An 11,649-nucleotide genomic window follows, 5' to 3' on the forward strand; every position below is an offset into this window, starting at 1 on the left:
ATTTCGAATAAAATAGAAATTGGAAGATGCGAAGGAGGGTTACATATGTCTGAAGAAATGAACTTAGGATCAAACCAAGAATTTCGTGAAGGAGATATTGTGAAAGGTGTTGCTGCACAAGTAGATGATAAAGCAGTAACCGTATCTATTGAAGGTGCACCTTTTGATGGTATTGTGCCGATAAGCGAACTTTCAAGCTTGCATATCGAAAAAGCTTCTGATGTAGTATCAGTTGGTGACAAGTTAGAGTTAATGATTACTAAAGTGGAAGAAGAAAACTTTGTCTTATCTAAACGCAAAGTGGATGCATTAAAAGCTTGGGATAAACTCGAGGCACAGTTTGCATCAGGTGAAATTTTTGAAGCGGAAGTAAAAGATGTTGTGAAAGGTGGCCTAGTTGTTGATTTAGGCGTACGTGGCTTCGTTCCTGCATCACTAGTAGAAGATTATTTTGTAGAGGACTTCGAAGATTATAAAGGCAAAACATTAACATTTAAAATTACTGAACTTGATAAAGAAAAAGGTAGATTAATTCTTTCTCACCGTGCTGTTTTAGAAGAACAAAAAGCTTCTAAAAAGAAACAAGTAATTGAAAATATTAAGGCAGGAGACGTTCTTGATGGTACAGTTCAACGTTTAGTACCATTTGGAGCTTTCGTAGATATCGGTGGCATTGATGGATTAGTACACATCTCGCAAGTTTCCCATGAACATGTGACTGATGTAAGTACTGTACTTTCAGAAGGGCAACCTGTAAAAGTGAAAGTATTATCTGTTGATCCAGCTAACGAACGAATTTCTTTATCAATTAAAGATACATTACCTGGACCTTGGGCGAATGTTGAAGACAAAGTATCAAAAGGTTCTGTATTAACTGGTACAATTAAGCGACTAGTATCATTTGGTGCTTTTGTTGAAGTATTCCCAGGTGTTGAAGGATTAGTTCATATTTCTCAAATTTCACATAAACATATCAATACACCTCATGAAGTATTAAAAGAAGGTCAAGAAGTTGAGGTAAAAGTATTAGATGTAAATGCGAATGAGAAACGACTTTCTTTAAGTATTAAAGATCTTCAAGAAAATCCTGCAAAAGAAGAAGTAATTGATTACGAACTTCCAGAAGAAACAACAGGTTTTTCATTTAGCGATGTTATTGGAGATCAATTAAAACGTTTTTCTGAAAAATAATATTTAAACACGTAATGAAGTTCATTACGGGGCTGTAGTTGACGTATTCTAGTTGGCTACAGTTTTTTATTTTTATTGAAATTGTCGCTCTACAGATCCCTCTTAATCAATGAATTTCCTCCAAGTCACAATCCAGTCCTTCTGAATGTTCGATTCAAGATTCATAGAAACCAATAGTATACCTAATATGAAATGACTTAATATTGCCACGTTTATATATCCAAATAAATGTGAAAAAATGATATTGGCAATAATTTCGTGTATAATACAAAAGATAAGAATTTGGAAGGATGAAGTACAGATGACAAAACCAGTAATCGCCATCGTAGGTCGTCCGAACGTTGGAAAATCAACAATATTTAATCGTATTGTTGGAGAACGCGTATCAATCGTGGAAGATATTCCAGGTGTAACACGTGACCGCATCTACAGTTCGGCAGATTGGTTAACCCATGAATTTAACATTATTGATACAGGCGGGATTGAAATTGGTGATGAGCCATTTTTAGATCAAATTCGCCAGCAAGCAGAAATTGCAATCGATGAAGCAGATGTCATTATTTTTATGACAAATGGTCGTGAAGGTGTAACGTTAGCAGATGAACAGGTTGCTAAAATTTTATATAAAACGAAAAAACCTGTTGTCCTAGCTGTAAATAAAATTGATAACCCTGATATGAGAGAATTGATGTATGATTTCTATTCCCTTGGGTTTGGAGAACCTTTCCCAATTTCAGGGTCCCACGGTTTAGGACTAGGGGATTTACTTGATGAATGTGCGAAACATTTCCCGAAAGAAGACGAAGAACAATATCCGGACGATACAATCAAATTTAGTTTAATCGGCCGTCCAAATGTAGGGAAATCATCCCTTGTAAATGCCTTTTTAGGACAAGAACGCGTTATCGTAAGTGACGTAGCAGGTACTACTCGCGATGCGATTGATACACCGTATTCATATAATGGACAAGAATATGTGATTATTGATACAGCGGGTATGCGTAAAAAGGGGAAGGTGTACGAATCTACAGAAAAATATTCTGTTTTACGTGCATTAAGAGCAATTGAACGCTCCGATGTTGTGTTAGTTGTTTTAAATGGTGAAGAAGGTATTCAAGAACAAGATAAGAAAATTGCTGGATATGCCCATGAAGCAGGTAAAGCGGTAATCATTGTTGTAAATAAATGGGATGCAGTAGAAAAAGATGAAAAAACAATGAATCATTATACACAACAAATCCGTGAACATTTCTTATTCTTACACTATGCGCCGATTATTTTTGTTTCGGCAAAAACGAAACAACGTGTACATCAAATTTTAGATATCGTACAACGTGTAAGTGAAAACCACGCAATGCGTATTCAATCTTCTATTTTAAATGAAGTCATTGAAGATGCAGTTGCACGTAATCCAGCTCCAGCTGATAAAGGTCGTCGTTTACGTATTTACTACACAACACAAGTAGCTGTAAAGCCACCAACATTCGTTACATTTGTAAATGACCCTGAATTAATGCATTTCTCTTACGAACGTTTCTTAGAAAATCGTATCCGCGAAACGTTTGACTTTGAAGGTACGCCAATTCGTTTAATCGCACGTGCTCGTGAGTAACGAAATGAAGGGGGAATTGAAATGGAAAATGTAACGGTGTTAGGTGCTGGTTCTTGGGGAACTGCTCTTGCCATTGTTTTAGCTGAAAATGGACATCATACGCTTTTATGGACACATCGAGAAGAACAAGCAGTTGAAATTAATGAACACCATACAAACCAAAAATACTTGCCAGAAACAAACCTTCCTAACAATTTAGTTGCAACAAGTCACTTAGAAAAAGCGATTGACCATAGTGATGTTGTGGTAGTCGCTGTACCGACAAAAGCAATCCGTGAAGTTTGTGAAAAGATGATGACGTTTCTAAATAAAAAAGTTTTATTTGTTCATGTCTCTAAAGGGATTGAACCAAATTCATTAATGCGTATTTCGGAAATGTTGCAAGAGTCACTATCGGCTGATGTCATTGAAGAAATTGTGGTTTTATCAGGCCCAAGTCATGCCGAGGAAGTAGTTTTACATCACCCGACAACCATCACAGCAGCAAGTAAAAATTTATCTGCTGCTGAAAAAGTTCAAGATTTATTTATGAACCAATATTTCCGTGTTTATACAACGGATGATGTTGTGGGAGTGGAACTTGGCGGTGCATTAAAGAATGTTATTGCATTAGCTGCTGGGATTTCAGATGGGTTAAATTACGGTGATAATGCAAAAGCAGCCCTCATTACACGTGGTTTAGCTGAAATCACTCGTTTAGGTGTAAAAATGGGTGGTAATCCTTTTACATTTTCAGGTTTAACTGGAATGGGCGATTTAATTGTTACATGTACAAGTGTTCATTCCCGAAACTGGCGTGCTGGAAACATGCTTGGTAAAGGGATGAAATTAGAGCAAGTGCTTGATCAAATGGGAATGGTAGTTGAAGGCGTAAGAACAACCAAGGCCGCTTATCAGCTTTCTCAAGAGTATCAAGTTCCTATGCCGATTACTACTGCTCTCTATGACGTGTTATTTAATGATAAAGAGCCAAAAATCGCAGTGGACGAGTTAATGATTCGCACGAAAAAACGTGAAATAAACGATTTACAATAACAAGTGATAATTGTGGAGGTATGCAAGATTGTACCTCCTATTATTTTGATACTAATTTTTTGAATACATAAAGTTTATCGAAAGGTGGTTTTCGTCAATGGATTATTTAATGCTTGCTTCAGCAAGAGGACCACTTGCAAGTATGCATGCCCTTGATGTGATGTGGGTTTCCTTTTATTCCATTGGTGCCATGTTAATATCCGTGTTAATCGTTACAGCAGCGCGGAAATGGGTGAATAGTGGAGTATTATCATTTATTATTAGACTTTTTGCGTTTGGCTTATTTTCAGTAGGAACAATTTTAATGCTACTCGTTGTTCTTACATGGCCAAATTAATAAAAAGAGGTGGAATATCTATGAGTAGAAAATGGAGCATGTTTTTAATGCTCATCGTTGCTTCTGTATTACTTTCAGCGTGTATGTACCCGGAAGAAGAAAAGGCTGGGGCAAACATTCCATATGAAGACCAATTAGCTGACGTTCAAAGCGCAGTTGAAAAATACCAAGCTGATACAGGTGTATTACCGATTCAAGACAGAGATATGGATACGGATATTTATATTAAGTACCCAATCGATTTCTCAAAATTAGTTCCGAAATATATGGCAAAACCACCAACGAATTCTTACGAAAAAGGTGGAATATTCCAATATGTTATTTGGGATGCTGAGAATAATCCAACTGTAAAATTAGTAGATTTACGTTTGGCGGAAACGATTCGTGATTTAAATATACGTTTTACAACAACAACATACCCGACTTATAAAGAACCAATTACAAATTATATCTATACAATTGATTTTAAAAAAGTTGGTTATAAAGAAGATGTAACGGTACCAAGTCCATATTCAAACAATCAACTTCCGTTAATCGTGACTACGGCCGGTAAAGTATATGTAGACTATTCAATGGATTTAAATCAATTTATTATGGACAATAACTTAACGCCTAAGCCAGGTGAAGATATTCGAAATCTATTAGTTGAGGCTTATCCGGTTCTTCCTGCTTATTCATTACCTTATACTGTCGATGAAAATAATGAACCTGTTTTTATGTATGAACCTACTAAAAAATAAACATGAACTAAAGCGTTTTCTACTAAGGTAGAGGCGCTTTTTTTACTGTCCAATCCGTAAAACTCAAGATGAGTCTCTCCCTTTTTAAAAGAAAAAATTTTTCTCTTAGTCTTATTATTGTTAGAGACACATATACATTAAGAGAAATCTTATTATTTACTACTTAGTTTTTGTCCATTGGCATTTCATATTTGATGATTTACACACATAAACTTAATTACGTAAAGGAGGAGCTACAATAGGCGAAGAAATCTTTCATCAAATAGCAGAGCGTACGAATGGGGATGTATACATTGGTGTTGTAGGGCCTGTGAGGGTGGGTAAGTCTACGTTAGTGAAGAAAATGATGGAGTCAATTGTACTCCCGAACATCACAAGTGAAGAAGACCGCAAAAGAGCACTGGACGAGCTGCCACAAAGTTCACCTGGTCCTGTTATAATGACAGCTGAACCTAAATTTGTTCCTGCACAAGGAACTGAAATTACAATTGGGGAAAGTGAAATTCCTTTCCGCATTCGTTTCGCAGATTGTGTTGGGTATATTATCGATGGGGTTAAAGGGTATGAAGATGAAAATGGTCCAAAATATGTTCACACACCTTGGCATAATGAAGCGATTCCATTCCAAGAAGCTGCAAAGATTGGAACTGATAAAGTAATTCGTGATCATGCGAACATCGGAATCGTTGTAACAACAGATGGTACTGTAAATGGTATTCATCGCGTAGCTGCTGAAGTGGCAGAGGAACAGATTGTGGATCAATTAAAGGAAATTGGAAAACCGTTTGTCATTGTATTAAACTGTCAAATGCCAAGCCATAGTAATACACAAGCATTGCGCAACCAGTTGCTAGAAAAATACAATGTACCAGTTATTCCAGTAGCAGTTGATCAAATGAATGCGAAGGATATGGAATACATTCTTCAAGAGGCACTTTATGAATTCCCGATTGAAGACATTGAAGTTGAAAAACCAGATTGGCTTGATGTGTTAGATTCTACACATCCATTAAACTTAACTTTAACAGATGCTGTAAGTAATGTATTAAATTCAGTAACAAAAATACGAGACGTTTCCCAAGCAGCAAACGAGCTTCGTGAAATTGATTTTGTTGAAGAAAGTGAAATCGAGCGAGTAGATGCTGGTCTTGGTGTTGCCACTGTCCGCGTTACATTAAAACCAGAAATTTATAAAGCGGTGTGTAATGAATGGCTTGACTCTCCGATTGACACGAAAAAAGACTGGCTGTTATTCATTAAAGAAGCAGCTGAAGCAAAACAAGCGCATAAACGTTTCCGTGAGGCTATTGAGGAAGCTAGTGAGCATGGCTATGGTGTTACTCTACCGACTATGGAAGAGTTCGAACCAAGTGAGCCAGAAATTATTAAACAAAACAACTTCTATGGTGTTCGAATGAAAGCATCGGCACCGTCCTACCACATTATTCGTGTGGATATGGAAACAGAGTTTGCTCCATTAATAGGTACAGAGTTTTATAGCCAACAGTTATTAAAAGATTTACAATATGCTTATAAACATGATCGTGAGCAACTATGGCAAACGCAACTCTTTGGTACAACTTTGCATGAGGTACTAAAAGAAGGGATTCGTTATAAAATGAATGCTGTACCTCTTAATGCGAAGAAAAGAATGCGTCAAACGATCGAAAGAATGGTTAATGAAGGTGAACGTGGTTTAGTAACTTTCATTATCTAAAATTGTATAAATTAACAAATTTTAGGTTAATCTAATAACAGGAACTTTTCATTTTTCGGGTGAAAAGTCCTGTTATTTGTTTTTTGTATGAAAAAATACATTTTTATAGCGAAAAACATGGACAAATACAGTTGCACCAAGGATTTCTATATGTTACTCTTTTTACATGATTTAGCTTCTACCCTTTGAGAGGAGGTGAATGGTGTGAATAAAACAGAATTAGTAAACTCTGTTGCTGAAGCTGCAGGTCTTTCTAAGAAAGACGCTTCTAAAGCAGTTGAAGCTGTATTTGATACAATTCAAGATGCTCTTGCAAAGGGTGACAAAGTACAATTAATCGGTTTTGGTAACTTCGAGGTACGTGAACGTGCAGCTCGTAAAGGACGTAATCCACAATCAGGTGAAGAGATCGAGATAGCTGCAAGTAAAGTACCTGCTTTTAAACCAGGTAAAGCTCTTAAAGATGCTGTAAAATAATTCAGTATTCGCAGTTACATAGGGCAGTCGTCATGGACAAGCATGATGACTGCTCTTTTTAAATGTTATTAGATTTAGGACTTACATAATAAATACATAGTCATCAGAACAAATTATTTACATAACAATTGATTTGAATTTTTCTATTAACTTAATAACCCCTTTTTGCGAATATAGAAGGGATATGCTACGATTCATTTTGACGATCATTGCATCATAGGTTTAGGAGGATATATTAATGTCGAATGTCGATTTAAATAAAATAGAAGAAGCTGTAAAAATGATTTTAGAAGCTGTTGGAGAAGATGTTAATCGTGAAGGATTATTAGATACACCATCACGCGTGGCAAAAATGTATGAGGAAATGTTTAGTGGCTTAAACGAAGATCCAAGAGAATATTTCAGCACAGTATTTAATGAAAATCATGATGAATTAGTACTAGTAAAAGATATCCCATTTTATTCAATGTGTGAACATCATTTAGTCCCTTTTTACGGTAAAGCCCATGTTGCTTATCTACCTAAGGAAGGAAAAGTAGCTGGTTTAAGTAAGCTTGGAAGATGCCTTGAATCCGTTGCACGTAGACCACAACTTCAAGAACGTATCACAGCAACGGTTGCAGATTCAATTATGGAAATGTTAGATCCATATGGTGTGTATGTTGTTGTAGAAGCAGAACACATGTGTATGACAATGCGCGGATTAAAAAAACCTGGTTCTAAAACAGTAACATCTGCGGCGCGTGGTGTTTACGAAACAGACGATGTTTTACGACGCGAAGTGATTTCATTTATTCAAATGTCTTAAAACTAGCTTTTGATTATGTTATGATGTACAAGAATATATTTAATGAGGAGAAAAGAATATGACAAATCCTGATTATATTATTATCGAAGCTGAAGAGGATGGCGTTCACGTTATCGGTTTAACTAGAGGAACAGATACGAAATTCCATCACTCTGAAAAATTAGATGCTGGCGAAGTCATGATAGCACAATTTACAGAGCATACTTCAGCAATGAAAATTCGAGGAAAAGCTAAAATTATTTCGGCTCACGGTATTGTAGAAAGTGGTTCGAAAAAATAATTATTTTATGACCAAGTTTTGATGCAATTGTACTGTTCAATTGCACTTAAAGTAGAATGGAGTAATATCTATGGATGCAACATACATTCAAGAGTCAATCGAACAATTAAAAACAAACATTTTCATGCATGTTCGTCATAGAACATTACTGCAATATACTGGAGAACCAGTTTTAGATGAAAATCAATTGTTTTATTTGTTAATGCCATTTTTAAATGGAGAAAAATGGAATGAACAAATTCATAAAAGTGCGATTACAGTTGGAATTGTACATGCCTCACTTTCTGAGCATGATAAAATAGATGAAACGAATGCAACAAGTAAAGAGCAACAATTAACAGTTCTCTCTGGTGACTATTATAGTGGTCGTTATTACGAGATTTTAGCTCAAGCTGGCAATATACCGCTGATAAAACAGTTATCGGAAGGTATAGCAATTCGTTGTGAGCATCAAATTAAAGTATATGAAGTTAATTCATTAACTTTAGACAATTGGTACGAATCAATCTCAGTAGTAAAAACAGAGCTAATCAAACGTTTCTATCAAGTTTATGGATTTGAACAATATAGTACATTTATGCATACTAGCCTACTATTGATTCAATTACAAAAAGAACTCCGCAATTTACAACATGGGAATAAGTCTTTGATACTAGAGAAAATGGTAGAAAGTGCAGCAAAAGAAGGGCAACCTCTTGAGTTATTGTTACAGCAAAAAATAGATGTGCTAAATGATTTACTCCATGAATATCTTCGTTCGTCTATCATTAAGGACGAATTAAAGTTATACATAGAGCAACAAATTAGTAGTTGATGTGTAGAAAGGTTCTGAAAAAATGGCTAAATCAAAAGAAGAACACGTACACGAAGTTTTTGAAAGCATTTCCGAAAATTACGATAAAATGAATTCGGTGATAAGTTTTCAACTGCACGTAAAATGGCGTGAAGATACAATGAAAAGAATGAACGTAAAACCTGGTTCAAAATGTTTAGATGTTTGTTGTGGAACAGCAGATTGGACTATTGCTTTAGCACAAGCTACAGGTGAAAAAGGGGTAGTAAAAGGACTTGACTTTAGTAAAAATATGCTAAAAGTTGGAGAAAAGAAAGTTCAGCCATACCCTCAAATTGAGTTAATTCATGGAAATGCAATGGAGCTTCCATTTGAAGATAATACATTTGACTATGTCACAATCGGTTTTGGATTACGTAACGTGCCAGATTATATGCAAGTTTTACGTGAGATGAACCGTGTGTTAAAACCTGGTGGAATGGCGGTTTGTTTAGAAACAAGTCAATCTGAAATTCCAATCTATCGACAACTATTTCGTTTTTACTTTAAATATATCATGCCATTATTTGGTAAGCTAATTGCGAAAAGTTATAGAGAATATTCTTGGTTACAAGAATCTGCAAAAGATTTTCCGGGTATGAGAAAATTAGCGAAAATGTTTGAGGAAGCAGGTTTCCAAAAAGTAAGTTATAAAGGGTATAGTGGTGGCGCTGCGGCTATGCATATGGGCTTTAAAAAAGAAAACTAGGGGGAGAAGGTTTCACGCGTGGAAAAGATGAAGTTAAAATTGCTATATTCCGATTTAAAAGCGGATATAGACATCATCGAAAAAGAATTAGAAATAGCGTTAAACTCGTCTTCGCAATTGATAAATGATGCCTCTCTCCATCTACTACAAGCGGGCGGTAAGCGAATTCGCCCTGTTTTTGTTTTAATTAGTGCAAAATTTGGGCAATATAATATTGATCAAGTCAAAAATATTGCTGTACCGCTTGAATTAATTCATTCAGCGTCTCTAGTACATGATGATGTAATAGATGATTCTGATTTGAGAAGGGGAAGACATACTGTAAAAGCGCAATGGAATAATCGAGTTGCCATGTATACTGGTGACTTTATTTTTGCCCGGGCTTTGGAGTATGTCACATCGATCGAAAACCCACGTGTCCATCAAATTTTAGCCAAAACAATGGTTGAAATTTGTAATGGCGAAGTGATTCAAATAGAAGATAAGTTTCGTAGTAATCAAAACATTAAAGATTATTTCCGACGTATTAAACGAAAAACAGCTTTACTTATCGAATCTAGTTGTGAACTAGGTGCTGTAGTTAGTGGCTTGGATGATAAAAATGTGAGGCATTTAAAACAATTTGGCTATTTTGTTGGAATGAGTTATCAAATTGTTGATGATATTTTAGATTTTACTGCCACGGATAAAGAACTAGGTAAGCCTGCTGGAAGTGATTTATTACAGGGAAATATTACCTTGCCAATATTATTATTAAAGGATCATCCAACTATCTCAAGATTTATTGAGTTGGCAGCAAACGGGGAAGTTACTGAACAACAACGACTTGAAATGCTTTCAATCGTTCGTAAATCAGATGCAATTAAACAATCGATAAATGTTAGTAATCATTATTTGCGTAAAGCTTTGAAAGAAGTTGACGCATTGCCAAATCATCCTATGAAGAAAAAATTAAGAGACATCGCTTTATTTATTGGAAAACGAAAATTTTAATAAATTATGATGGCGTAAATTGTAAATAGTTGATGAATGAATGTTATTCTGGTAATATTTATCGGTAGGTGTAATACCTTATTCAAACTTAAGGAGTGTATATAGAAATGGCAATCGAAAGAACATTTTTAATGATTAAACCAGACGGAGTAAAACGTCAAGTAATCGGAGACATCGTAGACCGCTTTGAACGTCGCGGTTTTGAATTAAAAGGTGCTAAACTTATGGTAGCAACACGCGAAATCGCTGAAGCACACTATGCAGAACATGCTGACAAACCATTCTTTGGTGAATTAGTTGACTTCATCACTTCAGGTCCAGTATTTGCTATGGTATGGGAAGGCGAAAGCGTAATTTCATTAGCTCGTATCATGATGGGTGCTACAAAACCATCTGAATCACAACCTGGTACAATCCGTGGTGACTATGCAGTAACAATCTCTGAAAACGTAATCCATGGTTCAGATTCACCAGCTTCTGCTGAACGTGAAATCAGCTTATGGTTCGCTGGAGAATTAGTTTAATTTTCATTTTCATACAACAACGAGTAGCTATTACGAAAAGTGGTAGTTACTTTTTTTTTGGAAACTTTTAATGAATTCGTACGTATTAAGGAAAAAGGGGGATTCATATGGCAGATTACGTAATATTAGTTTTAGGTATCGTTTCCATTTCTTCATTAATTTCGATTGCTGGAATTGTATCCGCTCATATTAATAAACAGTCAAAACTGAAGTTAGAAGTGTTAAAACAAGAAATCGAGTTAGAAAAAATTCGTAAGGAAAGCTATATTATTGAAACGGAAAAATTACGATTAGAAATCGAACAAACAAGACTTCAATTATCTCTAGATTCACCTACCATTCAATCATCCTCTCAGCATTTTATAGATGATAAAACAAATTAAATTTATATGAA

At 35.5% G+C, this 11,649-nt stretch carries 14 protein-coding genes; all 14 read left to right on the forward strand.

Going from position 1 to position 11,649, the window contains the following annotated elements; all coding sequences use genetic code 11:
* The first annotated feature begins 45 nt into the window (after positions 1 to 45).
* The 14 genes from rpsA (at position 46) to NKR20_RS06000 (ending at position 11,638) form a co-directional block, all read left to right on the forward strand.
* A complete protein-coding gene (rpsA, locus tag NKR20_RS05935) occupies positions 46 to 1,191 on the forward strand; it encodes a 30S ribosomal protein S1 (protein ID WP_121214740.1) in 1,146 nt (381 codons plus the stop codon).
* A gap of 301 nt (positions 1,192 to 1,492) precedes the next feature.
* The gene (gene der, locus NKR20_RS05940; protein WP_121214739.1) at positions 1,493 to 2,803 is read left to right on the forward strand and encodes a ribosome biogenesis GTPase Der; all 1,311 of its coding nucleotides are present in this window, start codon (positions 1,493 to 1,495) and stop codon (positions 2,801 to 2,803) included.
* Positions 2,804 to 2,824: 21 nt separating this feature from the next.
* Positions 2,825 to 3,838: an NAD(P)H-dependent glycerol-3-phosphate dehydrogenase gene (locus tag NKR20_RS05945; protein WP_253424433.1), complete on the forward strand. Its 1,014-nt coding sequence runs from the start codon at positions 2,825 to 2,827 to the stop codon at positions 3,836 to 3,838.
* A gap of 97 nt (positions 3,839 to 3,935) precedes the next feature.
* Positions 3,936 to 4,175: a DUF2768 domain-containing protein gene (locus NKR20_RS05950; protein ID WP_253424436.1), complete on the forward strand. Its 240-nt coding sequence runs from the start codon at positions 3,936 to 3,938 to the stop codon at positions 4,173 to 4,175.
* A gap of 20 nt (positions 4,176 to 4,195) precedes the next feature.
* Positions 4,196 to 4,915: a hypothetical protein gene (locus tag NKR20_RS05955; protein ID WP_253424438.1), complete on the forward strand. Its 720-nt coding sequence runs from the start codon at positions 4,196 to 4,198 to the stop codon at positions 4,913 to 4,915.
* Positions 4,916 to 5,153: 238 nt separating this feature from the next.
* Complete coding sequence (spoIVA, locus tag NKR20_RS05960) at positions 5,154 to 6,632, forward strand: stage IV sporulation protein A (protein ID WP_121214735.1); 1,479 nt, start codon at positions 5,154 to 5,156, stop codon at positions 6,630 to 6,632.
* A gap of 204 nt (positions 6,633 to 6,836) precedes the next feature.
* Complete coding sequence (locus NKR20_RS05965; protein ID WP_053994313.1) at positions 6,837 to 7,109, forward strand: HU family DNA-binding protein; 273 nt, start codon at positions 6,837 to 6,839, stop codon at positions 7,107 to 7,109.
* A gap of 238 nt (positions 7,110 to 7,347) precedes the next feature.
* Complete coding sequence (folE, locus tag NKR20_RS05970; protein ID WP_121214734.1) at positions 7,348 to 7,917, forward strand: GTP cyclohydrolase I FolE; 570 nt, start codon at positions 7,348 to 7,350, stop codon at positions 7,915 to 7,917.
* 58 nt (positions 7,918 to 7,975) lie between these two features.
* Positions 7,976 to 8,197: a trp RNA-binding attenuation protein MtrB gene (gene mtrB, locus NKR20_RS05975; RefSeq protein WP_121214733.1), complete on the forward strand. Its 222-nt coding sequence runs from the start codon at positions 7,976 to 7,978 to the stop codon at positions 8,195 to 8,197.
* A 70-nt stretch (positions 8,198 to 8,267) separates the two neighbouring features.
* Complete coding sequence (locus NKR20_RS05980; protein ID WP_253424441.1) at positions 8,268 to 9,011, forward strand: heptaprenyl diphosphate synthase component 1; 744 nt, start codon at positions 8,268 to 8,270, stop codon at positions 9,009 to 9,011.
* A gap of 22 nt (positions 9,012 to 9,033) precedes the next feature.
* On the forward strand, positions 9,034 to 9,738 hold the full coding sequence (locus tag NKR20_RS05985) for a demethylmenaquinone methyltransferase (RefSeq protein ID WP_121214731.1): 705 nt from the start codon (positions 9,034 to 9,036) through the stop codon (positions 9,736 to 9,738).
* A gap of 18 nt (positions 9,739 to 9,756) precedes the next feature.
* Positions 9,757 to 10,731, forward strand: coding sequence for a heptaprenyl diphosphate synthase component II (hepT, locus tag NKR20_RS05990; protein WP_253424444.1), 975 nt, complete (start codon positions 9,757 to 9,759; stop codon positions 10,729 to 10,731).
* 107 nt (positions 10,732 to 10,838) lie between these two features.
* Complete coding sequence (gene ndk, locus NKR20_RS05995; protein WP_121214729.1) at positions 10,839 to 11,255, forward strand: nucleoside-diphosphate kinase; 417 nt, start codon at positions 10,839 to 10,841, stop codon at positions 11,253 to 11,255.
* Positions 11,256 to 11,362: 107 nt separating this feature from the next.
* On the forward strand, positions 11,363 to 11,638 hold the full coding sequence (locus tag NKR20_RS06000) for a hypothetical protein (protein WP_121214728.1): 276 nt from the start codon (positions 11,363 to 11,365) through the stop codon (positions 11,636 to 11,638).
* Positions 11,639 to 11,649: the final 11 nt, after the last annotated feature.

The organism is Ureibacillus endophyticus, assembly GCF_024159215.1.
GTDB classification, from domain to species: domain Bacteria; phylum Bacillota; class Bacilli; order Bacillales_A; family Planococcaceae; genus Ureibacillus; species Ureibacillus endophyticus.

Excerpts from the sequence above, each read along its gene's own strand:
- der (WP_121214739.1), top strand. The coding sequence starts at position 1,493 with ATGACAAAACCAGTAATCGCCATCGTAGGTCGTCCGAACGTTGGAAAA.
- ndk (WP_121214729.1), top strand. The coding sequence starts at position 10,839 with ATGGCAATCGAAAGAACATTTTTAATGATTAAACCAGACGGAGTAAAA.
- mtrB (WP_121214733.1), top strand. The coding sequence starts at position 7,976 with ATGACAAATCCTGATTATATTATTATCGAAGCTGAAGAGGATGGCGTT.
- NKR20_RS05950 (WP_253424436.1), top strand. The coding sequence starts at position 3,936 with ATGGATTATTTAATGCTTGCTTCAGCAAGAGGACCACTTGCAAGTATG.
- NKR20_RS05945 (WP_253424433.1), top strand. The coding sequence starts at position 2,825 with ATGGAAAATGTAACGGTGTTAGGTGCTGGTTCTTGGGGAACTGCTCTT.
- NKR20_RS05980 (WP_253424441.1), top strand. The coding sequence starts at position 8,268 with ATGGATGCAACATACATTCAAGAGTCAATCGAACAATTAAAAACAAAC.
- rpsA (WP_121214740.1), top strand. The coding sequence starts at position 46 with ATGTCTGAAGAAATGAACTTAGGATCAAACCAAGAATTTCGTGAAGGA.
- NKR20_RS05955 (WP_253424438.1), top strand. The coding sequence starts at position 4,196 with ATGAGTAGAAAATGGAGCATGTTTTTAATGCTCATCGTTGCTTCTGTA.
- folE (WP_121214734.1), top strand. The coding sequence starts at position 7,348 with ATGTCGAATGTCGATTTAAATAAAATAGAAGAAGCTGTAAAAATGATT.
- NKR20_RS05985 (WP_121214731.1), top strand. The coding sequence starts at position 9,034 with ATGGCTAAATCAAAAGAAGAACACGTACACGAAGTTTTTGAAAGCATT.
- NKR20_RS06000 (WP_121214728.1), top strand. The coding sequence starts at position 11,363 with ATGGCAGATTACGTAATATTAGTTTTAGGTATCGTTTCCATTTCTTCA.